This is a genomic window from Streptomyces sp. CB02414, assembly GCF_001905385.1.
In the GTDB taxonomy this organism is placed as follows: Bacteria; Actinomycetota; Actinomycetes; order Streptomycetales; family Streptomycetaceae; genus Streptomyces.
Genome location: NZ_LIPF01000001.1, coordinates 855637 through 875257, shown reverse-complemented (window position 1 = coordinate 875257; position 19621 = coordinate 855637). Strand labels below are relative to the sequence as shown.

General features: G+C 69.7%; 14 protein-coding genes. 13 read left to right on the top strand and 1 reads right to left on the bottom strand.

All coding sequences use genetic code 11. The features are described 5' to 3' along the window. The first annotated feature begins 146 nt into the window (after positions 1–146). Complete coding sequence (clpX, locus tag AMK11_RS03980) at positions 147–1433, top strand: ATP-dependent Clp protease ATP-binding subunit ClpX (RefSeq protein WP_073723047.1); 1287 nt, start codon at positions 147–149, stop codon at positions 1431–1433. A gap of 70 nt (positions 1434–1503) precedes the next feature. Here clpX and AMK11_RS03975 read toward each other — a convergent pair whose 3' ends face one another. Beyond that, positions 1504–2457 (bottom strand): hypothetical protein, encoded by a 954-nt coding sequence (locus tag AMK11_RS03975; protein ID WP_073723044.1) that lies wholly within the window; start codon positions 2455–2457, stop codon positions 1504–1506. A gap of 137 nt (positions 2458–2594) precedes the next feature. Between AMK11_RS03975 and AMK11_RS03970 the strand changes: the two genes are divergently transcribed. The 12 genes from AMK11_RS03970 (at position 2595) to AMK11_RS03910 (ending at position 19571) form a co-directional block, all read left to right on the top strand. Continuing rightward, positions 2595–5246 carry a valine--tRNA ligase gene (locus AMK11_RS03970; protein WP_073723042.1) on the top strand — a complete coding sequence of 884 codons (2652 nt, stop codon included), beginning with the start codon at positions 2595–2597 and terminating at the stop codon, positions 5244–5246. A gap of 158 nt (positions 5247–5404) precedes the next feature. Continuing rightward, the gene (gene folC / locus AMK11_RS03965; RefSeq protein ID WP_073723040.1) at positions 5405–6928 is read left to right on the top strand and encodes a bifunctional tetrahydrofolate synthase/dihydrofolate synthase; all 1524 of its coding nucleotides are present in this window, start codon (positions 5405–5407) and stop codon (positions 6926–6928) included. 8 nt (positions 6929–6936) lie between these two features. Continuing rightward, positions 6937–7293: a DUF4233 domain-containing protein gene (locus tag AMK11_RS03960; RefSeq protein ID WP_073723038.1), complete on the top strand. Its 357-nt coding sequence runs from the start codon at positions 6937–6939 to the stop codon at positions 7291–7293. Positions 7294–7374: 81 nt separating this feature from the next. Beyond that, positions 7375–7788 (top strand): nucleoside-diphosphate kinase, encoded by a 414-nt coding sequence (gene ndk / locus AMK11_RS03955; protein WP_073723036.1) that lies wholly within the window; start codon positions 7375–7377, stop codon positions 7786–7788. 339 nt (positions 7789–8127) lie between these two features. Next, on the top strand, positions 8128–9147 hold the full coding sequence (locus tag AMK11_RS03950) for a rod shape-determining protein (protein ID WP_030381728.1): 1020 nt from the start codon (positions 8128–8130) through the stop codon (positions 9145–9147). Between the two features lie 166 nt (positions 9148–9313). Further along, complete coding sequence (gene mreC / locus AMK11_RS03945) at positions 9314–10291, top strand: rod shape-determining protein MreC (protein WP_073723019.1); 978 nt, start codon at positions 9314–9316, stop codon at positions 10289–10291. Between the two features lie 13 nt (positions 10292–10304). Then, complete coding sequence (gene mreD, locus AMK11_RS03940; protein ID WP_073723017.1) at positions 10305–10976, top strand: rod shape-determining protein MreD; 672 nt, start codon at positions 10305–10307, stop codon at positions 10974–10976. 52 nt (positions 10977–11028) lie between these two features. After that, positions 11029–13344 (top strand): penicillin-binding protein 2, encoded by a 2316-nt coding sequence (mrdA, locus tag AMK11_RS03935; protein WP_073723015.1) that lies wholly within the window; start codon positions 11029–11031, stop codon positions 13342–13344. Continuing rightward, a complete protein-coding gene (gene rodA, locus AMK11_RS03930; RefSeq protein ID WP_073723013.1) occupies positions 13341–14540 on the top strand; it encodes a rod shape-determining protein RodA in 1200 nt (399 codons plus the stop codon). Before mrdA ends, rodA begins: the two co-directional genes overlap by 4 nt. An 87-nt stretch (positions 14541–14627) precedes the next feature. Further along, complete coding sequence (locus AMK11_RS03925; protein ID WP_073723011.1) at positions 14628–16586, top strand: TIGR03960 family B12-binding radical SAM protein; 1959 nt, start codon at positions 14628–14630, stop codon at positions 16584–16586. A 220-nt stretch (positions 16587–16806) separates the two neighbouring features. Beyond that, positions 16807–18366, top strand: coding sequence for a trypsin-like serine protease (locus tag AMK11_RS03920; protein WP_073723009.1), 1560 nt, complete (start codon positions 16807–16809; stop codon positions 18364–18366). Between the two features lie 428 nt (positions 18367–18794). Next, complete coding sequence (locus tag AMK11_RS03910; protein ID WP_073723005.1) at positions 18795–19571, top strand: TIGR03936 family radical SAM-associated protein; 777 nt, start codon at positions 18795–18797, stop codon at positions 19569–19571. Positions 19572–19621 lie beyond the last annotated feature (50 nt).

Here is a 19621-nt window from a genome sequence, read left to right as displayed (position 1 = left end):
GTTCACGTCAAAGGGAACCGTGCCAAGGGGGGCCCGGACGGGGGGCCCGGCAAGGTACCGTCGGACATAAGGCAGCACCAGGAGTCCGCCGGCCGTTGACGTCACGTCGGCGGCCAGGCGTCTCCCAGGCGAAGGGGAAGCACACCGTGGCACGCATCGGTGACGGCGGCGATCTGCTCAAGTGCTCGTTCTGCGGCAAGAGCCAGAAGCAGGTCAAGAAGCTCATCGCAGGGCCCGGTGTGTACATCTGCGACGAGTGCATCGACCTCTGCAACGAGATCATCGAGGAAGAGCTGGCGGAGACCAGCGAGGTGCGCTGGGAGGAGCTCCCGAAGCCCCGCGAGATCTACGAGTTCCTCGAGGGCTACGTGGTCGGCCAGGAAGCCGCCAAGAAGGCCCTGTCCGTCGCGGTGTACAACCACTACAAGCGGGTCCAGGCCGGCGAGAACGGCGGCGCCCAAGGCCGCGACGACGCCATCGAGTTGGCGAAGTCCAACATCCTCCTGCTGGGCCCCACGGGCTCCGGCAAGACCCTCCTCGCCCAGACCCTCGCCCGCATGCTGAACGTGCCCTTCGCGATCGCCGACGCCACGGCGCTCACCGAGGCGGGGTACGTCGGCGAGGACGTCGAGAACATCCTGCTCAAGCTGATCCAGGCCGCCGATTACGACGTCAAGAAGGCCGAGACCGGGATCATCTACATCGACGAGATCGACAAGGTCGCGCGGAAGAGCGAGAACCCGTCGATCACGCGTGACGTCAGCGGCGAGGGCGTCCAGCAGGCCCTGCTGAAGATCCTGGAGGGCACCACGGCCTCGGTCCCGCCCCAGGGCGGCCGCAAGCACCCGCACCAGGAGTTCATCCAGATCGACACGACGAACGTCCTGTTCATCGTGGGCGGCGCCTTCGCGGGTCTGGAGAAGATCATCGAGGGCCGGGCCGGCGCCAAGGGCATCGGCTTCGGCGCGCAGATCCGCTCCAAGCGGGAGACCGAGTCCAAGGACCAGTTCGAGCAGGTCATGCCGGAGGACCTGGTCAAGTTCGGCATGATCCCCGAGTTCATCGGCCGCCTCCCGGTCATCACCTCGGTCCACAACCTCGACCGCGAGGCGCTCCTCCAGATCCTCGTCGAGCCGCGCAACGCCCTCGTCAAGCAGTACGAGCGCCTCTTCGAACTCGACGGCGTGGAGCTGGACTTCGAGCGCGAGGCCCTGGAGGCCATCGCCGACCAGGCCATCCTCCGCCAGACCGGCGCGCGTGGCCTGCGCGCCATCATGGAGGAAGTCCTCCAGGGCGTGATGTACGAGGTCCCGTCCCGCAAGGACGTCGCCCGCGTAGTCATCACGGCGGACGTGGTCCTCTCCAACGTCAACCCGACGCTGATTCCGCGGGATTCGCGGGGGCGGGGCTCGGGCGAGCAGAAGACGGCGTAGGCAACAAGCCCATGCGGAAGGGGCCCGGTCGACCGACCGGGCCCCTTCCGCATGCGTTCACGCGCCCGCGTCAGAGCTTGACGCGGACCTCCTTGCGGAGCTTGGCGGTAATCTCGGCGGACGCGGCGGGGTCGGGCTTCTTTCCGGCCGCGATGTCGAGGATGTCCATCGGCATGACCCAGCCCAGCGTGCTGTGGTCGCCCCAGATGCAGTACGTCATGTTCATCTTCTTGGGCTCGTTCGCACTGCCGTTGGAGTTGTCGACCTCCGCCTCCTGGCACTTGATGATCGCGCCCTCCAGGGAGTCCGGCTTGTACTCCTTCGGGTCGCCCTGCATCGTGATGTCCTCGTCGCTGCCGCCCTTCTCGCTCTCCTTCTTCATGTGGGCGAACATCGCGTCGACGGCCGCCTCGGGGTCGTCGATGGTGCCGTAGACACCGGCGAACATCATCTGCTTGCTGGCCAGCGGGTTGTCCTTGTTCTCGGTCGAGTACGAGGCGCTGACGTCCTTGGCGTCCTTCACTCCCCAGGACTCGGCGTCCTTCAGGTCGCTCGCGTCCATGGTGCCGCTGTCGCTCTCGCCCTTCTTGTACTCACCGAGCACCGTCGCCGGAGTCGTCAGCTTGTGCGGCCCGTCGTCCGCGATGTCCGAGCCGCCGGCACCCCCGCCCCCGCCGAACACGAAGTACGCCCCCACGCCGATCGCCGCCACGACGGCGACCGCGCCGATGATCAGGCCTGTCTTCTTCTTGCCGCCGCCCGGCGCCGGGGGCTGGGGCATCCCGTACGGCTGCTGACCGTACGGCGCCTGCTGGCCGTACGGCGGCTGCTGCGGCGGGACGCCGCCCTGCTGGGGCTGCTGCTGCGGGTAGCCGTAGCCCGGCTGCGGGGGAGGCGTCTGCTGGGGGTAGCCGTAGCCGGGCTGGGGGGCCTGCGGCGGCTGCTGGCCGTACGGTCCCGGCTGGCCGTACGGTCCGGGCTGCTGGGGCTGCCCGCCGTACGGGCCCGGCTGGTTGTGACTCATTACTGGGTTCCCCTCCAGATGCTTACGTGGTGCTGACATCCTGACGCAGCGATGGCCTGCGCAGGTCACCGGGGGCCACACCGTTACAGAGGAAACGCGTTTCGGGACAGGGTCGTGACGCCCGTAAACTGACCCCCGTGACCGAGAACTCTCAGCAGCCGCAGCCCGCGCCCACCACCGAACTGCCGACCCAGTACACGCCGGCCGAGGTAGAGGGGAAGCTGTATGAGCGCTGGGTAGAACGGGGTTACTTCGAGGCAGACGCGGACAGCGACAAGCCGCCGTACACCGTCGTCATCCCGCCGCCGAACGTCACCGGCAGCCTGCACCTCGGGCACGCCTTCGAGCACACGCTCATCGACGCCCTGACCCGCCGCAAGCGGATGCAGGGCTTCGAGACGCTGTGGCAGCCCGGCATGGACCACGCCGGCATCGCCACGCAGAACGTCGTCGAGCGGGAGCTGGCCAAGGAGGGCAAGTCCCGGCACGACCTCGGCCGCGAGGCGTTCGTCGAGCGCGTCTGGCAGTGGAAGGGCGAGTCCGGCGGGCAGATCAGCGGGCAGATGCGCCGCCTCGGCGACGGTGTCGCCTGGTCGCGTGAGCGCTTCACCATGGACGAGGGCCTGTCCCAGGCCGTCCAGACCATCTTCAAGCGGCTCTACGACGACGAGCTGATCTACCGCGCCGAGCGCATCATCAACTGGTGCCCGAGGTGCCTGACGGCCATCTCGGACATCGAGGTCGAGTACCAGGACGACGACGGCGAGCTCGTCTCCATGAAGTACGGGGACGGGGACGAGACCATCGTCGTCGCCACCACCCGTGCCGAGACGATGCTCGGTGACACCGCCGTCGCCGTCCACCCGGAGGACGAGCGGTACAAGCACCTCGTCGGCAAGCTGATCAAGCTGCCGCTGACCGACCGCTCCATCCCGGTCGTCGCCGACGAGCACGTCGACCCCGAGTTCGGCACCGGCGCCGTCAAGGTGACGCCCGCCCACGACCCGAACGACTTCGAGATCGGCCAGCGCCACGACCTGCCCGCCATCGCCGTGATGGACGAGCACGCGATCATCACCGCCCACGGCCCCTTCCAGGGCCTGGACCGCCTCGAGGCCCGCTCCGCCATCGTCGCCGCGCTGCGCGCCGAGGGCCGGATCGTCGCCGAGAAGCGGCCCTACGTCCACTCCGTCGGCCACTGCTCGCGCTGCAAGACCACCATCGAGCCCCGCCTGTCCATGCAGTGGTGGGTCAAGGTCGGCCCGCTCGCCAAGGCGGCCGGTGACGCCGTCCGCGACGGCAAGGTCAAGATCCACCCGCAGGAGATGGAGAAGCGCTACTTCGACTGGGTCGACAACCTCCACGACTGGTGCATCTCGCGCCAGCTGTGGTGGGGCCACCGCATCCCGGTCTGGTACGGGCCGGAGGGTGAGGTCGTCTGCGTCGGGCCCGACGAGGAACCGCCGACCGGTGAGGGCTGGTACCAGGACTCCGACGTCCTCGACACCTGGTTCTCCTCCGGCCTGTGGCCGTTCTCCACGCTGGGCTGGCCCGAGCAGACCGACTCGCTCGCGAAGTTCTACCCGAACTCCGTCCTGGTCACCGGCTACGACATCCTCTTCTTCTGGGTCGCCCGGATGATGATGTTCGGCCTCTACGCGATGGACGGCACCCCGCCGTTCCACACCATCGCCCTGCACGGCATGGTCCGTGACCAGAACGGCAAGAAGATGTCCAAGTCCTTCGGGAACGTGGTCAACCCGCTGGACTGGATGGACAAGTACGGCTCCGACGCGCTCCGCTTCACCCTCGCGCGCGGCGCCAACCCGGGCGTCGACGTCCCGATCGGCGAGGACTGGGTCCAGGGCTCCCGGAACTTCGCCAACAAGATCTGGAACGCCACCCGCTTCGCGCTGATGAACGGCGCGACGGTCGAGGGACCGCTGCCGGACGCGTCGAAGATGTCCTCGACCGACCGCTGGATCCTGTCCCGGCTCAACTCGGTCGTCGCCGAGGTCGACGCGTACTACGAGGACTACCAGTTCGCGAAGCTCTCCGACGCCCTGTTCCACTTCGCCTGGGACGAGGTCTTCGACTGGTACGTCGAGCTGTCCAAGACCACCTTCCAGGCGGGCGGCGAGGCCGCCGAGGTCAGCAAGCGGGTCCTCGGTGAGGTCCTGGACGTCACGCTGCGCCTCCTCCATCCGGTCGTCCCCTTCGTCACCGAGACGCTGTGGACGACGCTCACCGGTGGCGAGTCGGTCGTCGTCGCCCAGTGGCCGTCGGCTGTGTTCGTTCCTGGGGCTGACGCCCCGGGGGGCTTCCGGGACGCCGACGCCGAGCGGGAGATCGAGACGCTCCAGTCCGTCATCACCGAGGTCCGCCGCTTCCGCGCCGACCAGGGCCTCCAGCCCGGCCAGCGGGTGCCGGCCCGGCTCACCCTCGCGGGCAGCGCGCTCGCGGCGCACGAGGCGGCCGTCCGGCAGCTGCTGCGGCTCCAGCCGGAGGGCGACGCCTTCACGGCGACGGCGACGCTGCCGGTGGCGGGCGTGGAGGTCGCCCTCGACCTCTCCGGTGTCATCGACTTCGCCGCGGAGCGCAAGCGGCTGGCGAAGGATCTCGCGGCGGCGGAGAAGGAGAAGGCCCAGGCGAACGCCAAGCTCGGCAACGAGGCGTTCCTCGCCAAGGCGCCGGACAACGTCGTGGACAAGATCCGCGGCCGCCTGGCCAAGGCGGACGAGGACATCGCCCGTATCCAGGCCCAGCTGGAGAAGCTGCCGCAGGCGTAGCGCTTGTAACGTCGATGAAGGCTCCCGGTTCCATGTCAGCACCGGGAGCCTTCATGTACCTAGGGGCGCGGGGAACTGCGCGGCAAGCCACGACGGACCCGCACAAGCCCCAGGACCTCAGCCGCCCCACCGTCGGAGACCTCCGTAGACTGGTCCCCGTGAGCGACATCCCCGGCCAGAACGACCAGCCCGACCCCTCCGACCCCACCAACGACTTCGACGAGATCATCGCGGCGGAGACCACCCGCGACCCCGACCTCGCCGTCATCGAGGCCGGCAGCCGCACCCTGCGCACCCAGGGCGGTCCGCCGGAGGCCGACGTGCCGACGCGTCCCGAGGACCCCGAGGTCGACAAGGCCCTGCGCGAGGTCGAGGCGGAGCTCGCCACCCGCTGGGGCGAGACCAAGCTGGAGCCGTCCGTCGCCCGCATCGCCGCGCTGATGGACGTGCTGGGGGAGCCGCAGCGGTCGTACCCCTCGATCCACATCACGGGGACGAACGGCAAGACCTCCACCGCCCGCATGATCGAGGCCCTGCTCGGCGCCTTCGAGCTGCGCACCGGCCGGTACACCTCGCCGCACGTGCAGTCGATCACCGAGCGGATCAGCCTGGACGGCGCCGCGATCTCGGCCGAGCGGTTCATCGAGACGTACCAGGACGTCAAGCCGTACGTCGAGATGGTCGACGCGCAGCAGGAGTACCGGCTGTCGTTCTTCGAGGTGCTGACCGGCATGGCGTACGCCGCCTTCGCCGACGCGCCCGTGGACGTGGCCGTCGTCGAGGTCGGGATGGGCGGCTCCTGGGACGCCACCAACGTCATCGACGGGGACGTCGCCGTCGTCACCCCCATCGACCTGGACCACACCGACCGGCTCGGTGAGACGCCCGGCGAGATCGCGGCCGAGAAGGCCGGCATCGTCAAGCAGGACGCCACCCTGATCCTCGCCCAGCAGCCGGTGGACGCCGCGCAGGTCATGCTGAAGAAGGCCGTGGACGTCAATGCCACGGTCGCGCGCGAGGGGCTGGAGTTTGGGGTCGTCGCCCGGCAGGTCGCCGTCGGCGGGCAGCTGGTGACGCTGCGCGGGCTGGGCGGTGAGTACGACGAGGTGTACCTGCCGCTGCACGGCGCCCACCAGGCGCACAACGCGGCCGTGGCGCTCGCCGCCGTCGAGGCGTTCTTCGGCGTCGGCTCGCAGCGTCCCGAGCCGCTGGACATCGACACCGTGCGCAAGGCCTTCGCCGCCGTCGCCTCGCCGGGGCGGATGGAGGTGGTGCGGCGTTCGCCGACCGTGGTGCTGGACGCCGCGCACAATCCGGCCGGCGCCCGGGTGACCGCCGAGGCGGTGGGGGAGGCGTTCCAGTTCAGCCGGCTCATCGGCGTGGTCGGCGCGAGCGGCGACAAGAACGTACGGGGGCTGCTGGAGGCGTTCGAGCCGGTCTTCGCCGAGGTCGTCGTCACCCAGAACTCCAGCCATCGCGCGATGGACGCCGACGAACTGGCCGGGATCGCCGTCGAGGTGTTCGGCGAGGACCGGGTCCAGGTCGAGCCGCGGCTGCCGGACGCCCTGGAGGCCGCGATCACGCTGGCCGAGGAGGAGGGCGAGTTCGCGGGCGGCGGCGTACTCGTCACCGGTTCCGTCATCACCGTCGGCGAGGCCCGGCTGCTGCTGGGGAAGGGCTGAGGATTTCCGTGCGTACGCTCTGTGCTTCGACCTTGATCGGCGAGTTCTTCGTCATCGGCTTCGCCGGGCTGGTCGCGATGAAGGACCCGGACCTGTCCATGGGGACGGTGTGGACGGTCAGCGGCATCGCGATGTTCCTGTGCGTGGCGCTGTGCGGCGCGGTGACCCGGCCGGGCGGCGTCGCCTTCGGCTGGGCCCTGCAGATCGCCCTGATCGCGTCCGGTTTCGTCGTACCGACCATGTTCTTCCTGGGTGCGGTCTTCGCTGCCCTGTGGTGGGCCTCCGTGCACTACGGGCGGAAGATCGACGAGGCGAAGGCGAGGTTCGCCGCGCAGGCCGAGGCCGCCGCGCCCGATGCCGCCTGACGCTGCGTGACGGCCCGCGCGACACGCCCGGTAACCTCAGTCATCACTTCGTACCACAGCACATCTCACAGGGAGCCCGTAGTGACCCAGCGCAGCCTCGTCCTCCTCAAGCCCGACGCCGTCCGTCGCGGCCTGACCGGCGAGATCATCAGCCGTATCGAACGCAAGGCCGGCTGGCAGATCACCGCCCTGGAACTGCGCACCCTGGACACCGAGACGCTGGAGCAGCACTACGGCGAGCACAAGGGCAAGCCCTTCTACGAGCCGCTGGTCGAGTTCATGTCGTCCGGTCCGGTCGTCGCCATGGTCGTCGAGGGCGAGCGGGTCATCGAGGGCGTGCGCGCGCTGGCCGGCCCCACCGACCCGATCGCCGCCGCCCCCGGCTCCATCCGCGGGGACTTCGGCGTCATCGTCCGGGAGAACCTGATCCACGCCTCCGACTCCGAGGAGTCCGCCGAGCGTGAGCTGAAGATCTTCTTCCCCGGCCGGGCCTGAGCCTTACCGGCTCCTCACCGGGTCCCGCCGGACACGCCGAGCACAACTTTTTTCTGACGCGACGTCAGCCGTACAGGCCCGCCGCGGACCAGGGCGGTCGCGTAAAAGCGACCGCCCTGTGGCATATGCACGCCTGTTCGGGGGAACGGATGCCTCCGTTGGCCCGTCTCCACAAGCGAGGCGATGCGCCATCTGCTGACAATGGCGAAGACCCTCGCGCAGTGTTCGCGAAAGCGCGTCTACGATGGAAGCCTCCACGCGTCACTGCACCCACTTCGCCTACCTGAAAAGCCCTCAAAAGCTCCTGGGAAGGCCAGTCGAATCCTGATGGGGAACTCAATGTCGTTCATCGGCCGTGACATGGCTGTCGACCTCGGGACCGCCAACACGCTGGTGTACGTCAGGGGTCGCGGGATCGTACTCAACGAGCCGTCCGTCGTCGCGATCAACACCAACACCGGTGGCATCCTCGCGGTCGGCGCCGAAGCGAAGAAGATGATCGGGCGCACGCCGGGCAACATCGTTGCCGTGCGCCCGCTGAAGGACGGCGTCATCGCCGACTTCGAGATCACCGAGCGGATGCTCCGCTACTTCATCCTGAAGATCCACAAGCGGCGGTATCTGGCTCGTCCGCGGGTCGTCGTCTGTGTGCCCTCGGGCATCACCGGCGTCGAGCGCCGCGCCGTCATCGAGGCGTCGTCCCAGGCCGGCGCCCGTCAGGTGCACATCATCGAGGAGCCCATGGCCGCGGCCATCGGCTCCGGCCTGCCGGTCCACGAGGCCACGGGCAACATGGTGGTCGACATCGGCGGCGGCACCACGGAGGTCGCGGTCATCTCGCTCGGCGGCATCGTCACCGCCCAGTCCATCCGCGTCGCGGGTGACGAGCTGGACAACGCGATCATCCAGCACGTGAAGAAGGAGTACAGCCTTCTCCTGGGTGAGCGCACGGCCGAGCAGATCAAGATCACGATCGGTTCGGCGTACGACCTCGACTCCGACGAGCACACCGAAATCCGCGGCCGGGACCTCGTCTCCGGGCTGCCCAAGACCGTCGTCATCTCCGCCGCCGAAGTGCGCAAGGCGATCGAGGAGCCGGTCAACGCGATCGTCGACGCCGTCAAGACGACCCTCGACAAGTGTCCGCCGGAGCTGTCCGGCGACATCATGGACCGGGGCATCGTTCTGACCGGCGGCGGCGCGCTGCTGCGCGGGCTCGACGAGCGGCTGCGCCGGGAGACCGGGATGCCGATCCACATCGCCGAGGACCCGCTCGACAGCGTGGCGCTCGGCTCCGGCAAGTGCGTCGAGGAGTTCGAGGCGCTCCAGCAGGTGCTGGACGCCCAGCCCCGCAGATGACGTAACACTTCGGTTCCGCCGTACGAGACGATCTCCTCTCGTGCGGCGGATCGTTGATATAGAGGCTTGGTACCGCGCGTTTCGCACCGCGGGTACCGAATCCCCTGAATTCCTGAACACCGCCACGTAATTGTCGAATTCGATGAGGAAGGCACGGCCGCCGCACGTGAGGGACACGAAAGAGAGCCGGCTGCTCCTGGTGCTGCTGATCGCCATCGCGTTCGCGCTGATCACGGTGGACATCCGCGGCGGGGAGGACTCACCGGTCGACGGTGCCCGGCAGGCCGCGGCCGGCGTCTTCGGTCCGATCGAGAACGGGGTGTCGTCCGCGGTCGACCCGATCGGCAACGCGATCTCCGCCGTCCGCGACTCCGGCGACCGCCACGACCGGCTCGCCGCGCTCGAGACGGAGAACGCGGCCCTGAAGGCGAAGCTCGGCAGCGACGAGCGCGGCCGCAGCCGCCTGAAGCAGTTCGACAAGATGCTCGGGCTGGCCGGCGCCGGCCAGTACGGCATCAAGGGCGCCCAGGTCATCGCCATAGGAGCCGCGCAGGGCTTCTCCTGGACCGTCACCATCGACGCGGGCGCCAATGACGGCATCGAGCGCGACATGACCGTCCTCAACGGCGACGGTCTCGTCGGCCGCGTCACCACCGTCGGCCCGAACACCGCCACGGTGCTGCTCGCCAACGACCCCGACTTCACCGTGGGCACCCGGATGGAGGGCAGCGACGAACTCGGCTTCGCCTCCGGGCAGGGCGGCCGCCCCCTGCGCGTCGAGCTGCTCAACGGCAAGGCCCAGGTCAAGAAGGGCGACCGCCTGGTCACCTTCGGCTCCCAGGCCGACAAGCCGTTCGTCCCCGGCGTGCCCGTCGGCACCGTCTCCCGCGTCGACCCCTCCGGCGGCGACCTGACCCGCACCCTCGAGGTCACACCGTTCGTCAGCTTCACCAAGCTCGACATCATCGGCGTCGTCGTCCAGGGCCCGCAGAAGGACCCGCGCGACACGGTGCTCCCGGAGAAGAAGCAGCCGAAGCCCACGCCGACCGTCACAGTGACCGTGACCCCCGGAGCCGACCCCGACGGCCAGGCCCAGGACGGCGGGACCGGGCAGAACCAGCAGTCCGAGCAGAACGAGCAGTAGGAGCTTTCACCCCATGCGCGTCAACCGGATCCTGCTCTCCGCCTCCCTCGTCGTGGTCGCCCTCGTCATCCAGGTGAGCGTCCTCGCCCGCCTCCACCTGCCCGGCGCCGTCCCCGACCTGCTGCTGCTCACCGTCCTCGGCCTCGCCCTGGTCTACGGCCACGTCGGCGGCGCCCTCGTCGGCTTCGGCGCCGGACTCCTCGCCGACCTCGCCCCGCCCGCCGACCACGCCGCCGGCCGCTACGCCCTCGTGCTCTGCGTCATCGGCTACCTCGCCGGACTCGCCAAACCGGAGAACGGCCGGCTCAGGTCGGCCACCGGACCCATGGCCGTCGTGGTCGTCGCCGCCCTCGGCACCACCCTGCTCTACGCCGGCGTCGGCGCCCTCGTCGGCGACACCGCCGCCCGCCACGTCGGCCTGCCCGGCCTGCTGTTCACCGCCGCCCTCTACGACCTGCTGCTCGCGCCCTTCGTCGTCCCCGGCATCATGGCGCTGGCCAGACGCGCCGAGAACGACCCGCTGGCCGACACCAACGCCGCCGGCCAGAAACCCGACATCTCCTCCGGCTGGCTCTCCGGCGGCACCGGCCTGCGCATCGGCAGCCAGCGCAACGGACTGCGGGTGAAGGCGGCGCGGGCCCGGGTGGCCCGGGCCGGACGCATCAAGGGGGTCAAGCGGCTGTGACGACGCGGCAGCACACAAGGAGCACGCACTTCACCAGGGGAAGGCAGGCGCGGTGACCAACATCCCCGAGACCGGCCGCAGCACACGCGTCCAGACCCGGCTCGTCGTCATCCAGGTCCTCGTCCTCTCCCTCCTCGCCACCCTCGGCGGCCGGCTCTGGTACCTCCAGATCCGCCAGGGCGACGAGTACGCCGAGGAGGCGTCCGGCAACCACGTCCAGCAGGTCGTCCAGCCCGCACCCCGCGGCTCGATCCTCGACGCCCGCGGCGTCGCCCTCGCCGACAACGAGGCACGCCTGGTCGTCTCGGCCTCCCGCACCGACCTGCTGAAGATGAAGGACGACGGCAAGGCCGTCCTCACCAAGCTCGCCGGCGTCCTCGGCATGGAGCCCAAAGAAGTCATGGACAAGGTCCGGCTCTGCGACGCCGAGACCCCCCAGCCCTGCTGGAACGGCTCGCCCTACCAGCCGATCCCCGTCACCGACGAGGCCACCCCCAAGCAGGCCCTCCAGATCCGCGAACGCGCCGAGGACTTCCCCGGCATCACCGCCGAGCCCATGGCCGTACGCCGCTACGCCGCCCCCGGCAAGGCCAACACCGGCCAGGTCCTCGGCTACCTCTCCCCGGTCACCGACGAGGAGATCAAGAAGGCCGAGGACACCGACTCGCCGTTCCTGCGCTCCGACCAGGTCGGCCGCTCCGGCCTGGAGCGCCAGTACGACAAGGCGCTGCGCGGCAAGGCCGGCGTCACCCGCTACGAGGTCGACAACCTCGGCCGCGTCATCGGCGAGGCCGAGTCCGACCCCGGAGTGCCCGGCTCCAACCTCGTCACCAGCCTCGACGCCCGCGTCCAGCGGGTCGCCGAGTACGAGCTGAACGAGGCGATGAAGGAAGCCCGCAAGGTCTACGACGACAACACCGGCGAGAACTACAAGGCCGACGCCGGCGCCGTCGTCGTGATGGAGGCCAAGACCGGCCGCATCGTCGCCATGGCCTCCAACCCGACGTACGACCCCAACGCCTGGGTCGGCGGCATCTCCGCCAAGGACTACAAGAGGCTCACCGGCAAGGAATCCAACTACCCGCTGCTCAACCGGGCCACCCAGGGCCAGGCCGCCCCCGGCTCCATCTTCAAGGTGGTCTCCACCGCCGCCGCCGTCGAGGCCGGCTACGACTTCAACGGCGGCTACGACTGCTCCAGCTCCTACTCCGTCGGCGGCCAGGTCTTCAAGAACTACGAGTCCGCCAGCTACGGCTCGATCGACCTCGGCCGCGCCCTGGAACTCTCCTGCGACACCGTCTACTACCGCCTCGCCCACCAGGAGTGGAAGAAGGACGGCGGCAACAACCCCAAGAACCCCAACGACTACTTCTACAAGGCCGCCCACGAGTTCGGCCTCGGCGAGAAGACCGGCATCGACCTCCCCAACGAGGTCAGCGGCCGCGTCCCCGACCGCCAGTGGAAGCAGGACTACTGGGAGGCCAACAAGGACGCCTGGTGCAAGTCCGGCAAGAAGGACGGCTCCTACGTCGAGAGGCTCGCGTACGAGGGCTGCCTGGAGGGCAACAAGATGCGCGCCGGTGACGCCATCAACTACTCCATCGGCCAGGGCGACACCCTCACCACCCCCATCCAGATGGCCACCATCTACGCGGCCATCTCCAACGGCGGCACCCTCTACGACCCCACCATCGGCAAGGCGATCATCAGCCCCGACGGCAAGGACGTCGAGGCGATCGCGCCCCAGGCGCACGGCAAGCTGCCCATAAGCAAGACCACGCTCGCCCAGATGGACGACGCCCTCGCGGGCGTCGCCACGCGCGGCACCGCCGCCTGGCGGTTCGCCCAGGTCGGCTGGCCCCAGGACGAGATCCCGATGCACGCCAAGACCGGTACCGCCGAGGTCCACGGCAAGCAGACCACCTCCTGGTTCGCCACCTACACCGACGAGTACGCGATCGTCATGACGATCTCCCAGGGCGGCACCGGCTCCGGCGCCTCCGGCCCCGCCGTCCGCAACATCTACGACGCGCTCTACGGCGTCTCGGACGACGGGAAGATCGACCCCAAGAAGGCGCTGCTGCCGAAGCCGCAGGCGAAACTGCCGACGATCAAGGCCGACGGGACCATCCCCGCACCGAAGATCAGCAAGGACATCGTCAAGGACCTCCTGCCCGACGAGAAGGCCTCCCCGGAGGAGGAGTACGCCCCCCTCGACGAACAGCAGCAGGGCGCCACGACGCCGACCCAGAACGGCGACAACCGCGACACCCGCCGCCACCGGCGACGCGGCGGCGGACGCGGTCGCGGCCGCGGACCCGGCCGGCGCCCGGCGGACGGCAACGGAAGCCGGAGGGCACGCACATGACCGGCGCCAACAGCTTCCAGGTCTCCGGATACGGACCCGAGAAGGCCGGCTGGACCCGGGTCTTCGCCCGGGACGGCATGGCACGGCGGCTCGACTGGCCGATACTGCTGGCCTCCGTCGCGCTCTCCCTGATGGGCTCCCTGCTCGTCTACTCCGCGACCCGCAACCGCACCGAACTCAACCAGGGCGACCAGTACTACTTCCTCACCCGCCACCTGCTGAACACCGGCATCGGCATCGTCATGATGGTCGGCATCGTCTGGCTCGGCCACCGCGCCCTGCGCACCGCCGTGCCCGTCCTCTACGGCGCCTCCGTGTTCCTGATCCTGCTGGTGCTCACACCGCTCGGCTCGACCATCAACGGCGCCCACTCCTGGATCAAGCTCCCCGGCGGCTTCTCCGTGCAGCCCTCGGAGTTCGTGAAGATCACGATCATCCTCGGCATGGCGATGCTGCTCGCCGCACGCGTCGACGCCGGAGACCGGCCCCACCCCGACCAGCGCACCGTCCTCCAGGCCCTCGGCCTGGCCACCGTGCCCATGCTGATCGTGATGCTCATGCCCGACCTCGGGTCGGTCATGGTCATGGTCATCATCGTGCTGGGCGTGCTGCTCGCCTCCGGCGCCTCCAACCGCTGGGTCTTCGGACTGCTGGGCGCCGGAACCGCCGGCGCGCTCGCCGTCTGGCAGCTCGGCATCCTGGACGACTACCAGATCGCCCGCTTCGCCGCGTTCGCCAACCCGGAGCTCGACCCCGCCGGCGTCGGCTACAACACCAACCAGGCCCGCATCGCCATCGGCTCCGGCGGCCTGACCGGCTCCGGCCTCTTCGAGGGCTCGCAGACCACCGGCCGCTTCGTCCCGGAGCAGCAGACCGACTTCGTCTTCACGGTCGCCGGCGAGGAGCTGGGCTTCCTCGGCGCCGGCCTCATCATCGCCCTGCTCGGCGTCGTCCTCTGGCGGGCCTGCCGGATCGCCCGCCAGACCACCGACCTGTACGGCACGATCGTCGCCGCGGGGATCGTCGCCTGGTTCGCCTTCCAGACCTTCGAGAACATCGGCATGACCCTCGGCATCATGCCGGTCACCGGCCTGCCGCTGCCCTTCGTGTCGTACGGCGGCTCGTCGATGTTCGCCGTGTGGATAGCGATCGGACTCCTCCAGTCGATCACCGTGCAGAAACCGATGTCGGCGTAGCGGCGCCGGCGCAGGGCGGTACGGGGGACCATCCGGGCCGGGTTAGGCTGGATGGTCCCCCTTGTCAGCACACGAAGGTTCCGTGAGATGCCTGCCGAAGCCGCCGAGTCTGTGAAGTCTGTTTTTCCGCAGCTCGAAGCTCTGCTCCCGCATGTGCAGAAGCCGATCCAGTACGTCGGCGGAGAGCTCAACTCCACGGTCAAGGAGTGGGACTCCTGTGACGTCCGCTGGGCTCTGATGTACCCGGACGCCTACGAGGTCGGCCTGCCCAACCAGGGCGTCATGATCCTCTACGAGGTGCTGAACGAGCAGCAGGGCGTCCTCGCCGAGCGCACCTACAGCGTCTGGCCGGACCTGGAGGCGCTGATGCGGGAGCACTCCGTCCCGCAGTTCACCGTCGACAGCCACCGCCCGGTGAAGGCCTTCGACGTCTTCGGCCTCTCCTTCTCCACGGAGCTGGGCTACACCAACATGCTGGCCGCCCTGGACCTGGCGGGCATCCCGCTGGAGGCCAAGGACCGCGGCATCGACGACCCGGTCGTCCTGGCCGGCGGCCACGCCGCCTTCAACCCCGAGCCGATCGCCGACTTCATCGACTGCGCGGTCATCGGCGACGGCGAGCAGGCCGTCCTGGAGATCACCGCGATCATCCGCGCCTGGAAGGCCGAGGGCCGCCCCGGCGGCCGCGAGGAACTCCTCCTGCGCCTGGCCAAGACCGGCGGCGTCTACGTCCCCGGCTTCTACGACGTCGAGTACCTCCCCGACGGCCGCATCGCCCGCGTCGTACCGAACCGCAGCGGTGTTCCGTGGCGGGTGAGCAAGCACACGGTCATGGACCTCGACGAGTGGCCCTACCCCAAGCAGCCCCTCGTCCCGCTCGCCGAGACCGTCCACGAGCGCATGTCGGTCGAGATCTTCCGCGGCTGCACCCGCGGCTGCCGCTTCTGCCAGGCCGGCATGATCACCCGCCCGGTCCGCGAGCGCTCCATCACCGGCATCGGCGACATGGTCGACAAGGGCCTGAAGGCGACCGGCTTCGAGGAGGTCGGCCTCCTGTCCCTCTCCTCCGCCGACCACTCGGAGATCGCCGACGTCGCCAAGGGCCTCGCCGACCGCTACGAGGACGACAAGATCGGCCTCTCCCTGCCCTCCACCCGCGTCGACGCCTTCAACATCGACCTGGCCAACGAGCTGACCCGCAACGGCCGCCGCTCCGGCCTCACCTTCGCCCCCGAGGGCGGCTCCGAGCGCATCCGCAAGGTCATCAACAAGATGGTCTCGGAAGACGACCTCATCCGGACCGTCGCCACGGCCTACGGCAACGGCTGGCGCCAGGTCAAGCTGTACTTCATGTGCGGCCTGCCCACCGAGACCGACGACGACGTCCTCCAGATCGCCGACATGGCCACCCGCGTCATCGCCAAGGGCCGCGAGGTCTCCGGCTCCGGCGACATCCGCTGCACCGTCTCCATCGGCGGCTTCGTCCCCAAGCCCCACACCCCCTTCCAGTGGGCGCCGCAGCTCTCGGCCCAGGAGACGGACGAGCGCCTGGCCAAGCTCCGCGACAAGATCCGCGGCGACAAGAAGTACGGCCGCTCCATCGGCTTCCGCTACCACGACGGCAAGCCCGGCATCGTCGAGGGCCTCCTCTCCCGCGGCGACCGCCGCACCGGTGCCGTCATCCGCGCCGTCTACGACGACGGCGGCCGCTTCGACGGCTGGCGCGAGCACTTCTCCTACGACCGCTGGATGGCCTGCGCCGACAAGGCCCTCGCGCCCTTCGGTGTCGACGTCGACTGGTACACCACGCGCGAGCGCGGCTACGAGGAGGTCCTGCCCTGGGACCACCTCGACTCGGGCCTCGACAAGGACTGGCTCTGGGAGGACTGGCAGGACGCCCTCGACGAGACCGAGGTCGAGGACTGCCGCTGGACGCCGTGCTTCGACTGCGGGGTGTGCCCCGCGATGGACACGGAGATCCAGGTCGGCCCGACCGGCAAGAAGCTGCTGCCGCTCACGGTCAAGAACACCGCTCCGGCCGGCTGACAGAGGTGACGTACGTCATGCTCCGCGCGTGACGTACTGTCAGTTTGGGCGGTTTGAACCGTGGACGAGATCATGGAGCTCGGTCTTAGATGGCCGAGGGGGGCGGGGACAGGGTGTTCCTCGTGGAGAGTTGGCGAAAGAACACCCACCGACAAGTGAAAAGCAGTCGGCGTACCGCAACCTTCGAGCCTGTTCAGCAAGATCGACTCCTAGGACTGCAATGAACGCACGCAGCAAGACGACCGCTTCACGCCCGAACCGGCTCAGACACGCCGGCGTTTCAGGATCCGCCGCGGTCAGGGCCGTCGCGCTCCTCGGCGCGGCGCCGCTGTTGCTCCTCACCGGCGCGCCGGCGCAGGCGGTGGTCGGCGCACCCGCGACGGACGCGGGTCTCGGGTTCACCGCCCGGCTGATCGTCGGTGACCACCAGCGGGGCTGCTCCGGTTCCCTGGTCTCGCCCGAGTGGGTGCTCACGACCGCCAGCTGCTTCGCCGACAACCCGGCCGCCGACCTCTCCGTGCCCGCCGGCCCGCCCCGGCTGGAGACCGTCGCGACCGTGGGCGGTGACACGCGGGACGTCGTGGAGCTCCGCCCGCACGGCGAGCGCGACCTCGTGCTGGCCCGTCTGGCGCAGCCGGTGCGGGGAGTGGCGCCCGTCGCCCTCGCCGCCTCGGGGCCCACCGCCGGACAGGACCTCACCGTGGCCGGTCACGGCCGCACGGCGACGGAGTGGGCGCCGCTCGAGCAGCACACCGGCACCTTCTCCGTCACCGCCGTCGACGGCGCCGACCTGGTCATGGGCGGCAAGGACGGAGCCTCGGTCTGCCAGGGCGACGCGGGTGGCCCGGTGCTGCGGACCGTCGACGGCCGCCCGGAGCTCGTCGCGGTGAGCAGCCGTTCGAACCACGTGGGCTGCTTCGGCGTCGACTCCGCGGAGGGAACGCCCAGCAGCGCCGTCGCCGCCCGGGTCGACGACATACGCGACTGGGTCACCGCGAACGCGGTGCGGACCCCCGCCGCCGACTTCGACGGTGACGGCCGTAGTGACGTGGGTGTGCTGTACAACAACGGTCAGCGCAGTGACGGGGCGAATCACACGACCCTGTGGTCGTTCACCAGCAGCGGTTCCGGTTTCGGTGGGCCGGTGCGCGAGTGGGACAGTGCCACGGGTGGCAGCTGGAGCTGGAACCACTCCAAGGCGTTCTCCGGTGACTTCAACGGTGACGGCCGCAGCGATGTCGGTGTGCTCTACGACTACGGCACCGAGGCCGACGGGACCAATCACACCGGTCTGTGGACGCTGACGAGCAACGGCTCCGGGTTCGGCAAGCCGGTCAAGGTCTGGGACAACGTCACCGACGACGGCCCCAGCTGGGACTGGGACCGGTCGAAGGTGGTCTCCGGCGACTTCACCGGTGACGGCCGTAGTGACGTGGGTGTGCTGTACAACAACGGTCAGCGCAGTGACGGGGCCAATCACACCACCTTGTGGACGTTCACCAGCAGCGGTACCGATTTCGGTGGGCCGGTGCGCAAGTGGGACAGCGCCACGGGTGGCAGCTGGAGCTGGAACCACTCCAAGCCCTTCGCCGGCGACTTCAACGGTGACGGCCGCAGCGACGTCGGTGTGCTCTACGACTACGGCCGCCAGGCCGACGGGACCAACCGCACGGGTCTGTGGACGCTGACGAGCAACGGCTCCGGGTTCGGTGGGCCGGTGCGCAAGTGGGACAGTGCGGGGTCGATCAGCTGGAAGTGGGAAAGCAGCGACATCGTCTGACCCGGAGCCGCCGCGGCGCACGGACCCGGCAGGGTGCGTCGCCGCGGCGGTCCGCGTTCGGGTGCGGATCGTGGTCCTGGTGCTGCTCGTGCCGGTGCGGATGGGCCGGGCCGTGTTCGTGTGGGAAACGCGCTGCTCGCCGAGCCGGCGCGGCGGGTGTTCCGGAGCGTGCCGACGCCGGTGGGGCACGCCGTGCGGGACACCGTCCTGCGGCCCCTCGCCGACGCCGCGCGCGGTGCCCGGCGGACCGGCGGGAACCCCTGGGCGCGCAAACGCGTACCCTTGAGACAAGGACCGGACGCGAAACCTCCCCGCCGATGCGGGGATGATCCCGCCACCGCGGGGATGTGTCGCGGTCCCGACCGCCGTACACAAGGAGAAGTCCCCTGGGCAAGCGACAGCCCGAAGGCCCGCCGCCCGTACCCGCGGTGCAGCGCATCCGTCTGCGTTACACCAAGCGCGGCCGCCTCCGGTTCACCAGCCACCGTGACTTCCAGCGCGCCTTCGAGCGTGCGCTGCGCCGCGCCGAGGTGCCCATGGCGTACTCGGCGGGGTTCACCCCGCACCCGAAGGTGTCGTACGCCAATGCCGCACCCACCGGCACGGGCAGTGAGGCGGAGTACCTGGAGATCGCGCTCACCGAGGCGCGGGACCCGCAGCGGCTCAGGGAACTGCTCGACGAGTCCCTGCCCGCCGGGCTCGACATCGTCGACGCGGTCGAGTCCCGGACCTCCGGGCTCGCCGACCGGCTGACGGCCTCCGTGTGGGAGCTGCGGCTGGCCGGTGTGGAGTCCGCGGACGCCGAGCGCGCCGTGGCGGCGTTCAACGCGGCTCCGGCGGTGGAGGTCCAGCGCCGGACCAAGAACGGCGTCCGCACCTTCGACGCCCGTCCCGCCGTCGCGCACCTCGAGAGCGTCACCACGCACGGTTCGCCGGCTGATAGGCCGACCGACCAGCCCTGTGCGATACTGCGGCTGGTTGTTCGGCACGTGACGCCTGCCGTACGACCCGACGACGTCCTGTCCGGTCTTCGCGCCGTGGCCGACCTGGCGCCGCCGGTCCCCGCAGCGGTGACCAGGCTGGCGCAGGGGCTGTTCGATGAAGAGACCGGTGCGGTGACCGACCCGCTCGCGCCCGACCGCGAGGCAGAAGCGCCCGAGCCGCAACCGGCCGCCGCTTCCGCCGCCGCGAAGGCGTCGGCGTAAGGAAGGTCCCGCTCAGGGACGGACGTCGTAGCGCCGCCCTCGAACTCGGG

Excerpts from the sequence above, each read along its gene's own strand:
- AMK11_RS03975 (WP_073723044.1), bottom strand. The coding sequence starts at position 2,457 with ATGAGTCACAACCAGCCGGGCCCGTACGGCGGGCAGCCCCAGCAGCCC.
- AMK11_RS03950 (WP_030381728.1), top strand. The coding sequence starts at position 8,128 with ATGTCGTTCATCGGCCGTGACATGGCTGTCGACCTCGGGACCGCCAAC.
- mreD (WP_073723017.1), top strand. The coding sequence starts at position 10,305 with ATGCGCGTCAACCGGATCCTGCTCTCCGCCTCCCTCGTCGTGGTCGCC.
- rodA (WP_073723013.1), top strand. The coding sequence starts at position 13,341 with ATGACCGGCGCCAACAGCTTCCAGGTCTCCGGATACGGACCCGAGAAG.
- AMK11_RS03925 (WP_073723011.1), top strand. The coding sequence starts at position 14,628 with ATGCCTGCCGAAGCCGCCGAGTCTGTGAAGTCTGTTTTTCCGCAGCTC.
- AMK11_RS03920 (WP_073723009.1), top strand. The coding sequence starts at position 16,807 with ATGAACGCACGCAGCAAGACGACCGCTTCACGCCCGAACCGGCTCAGA.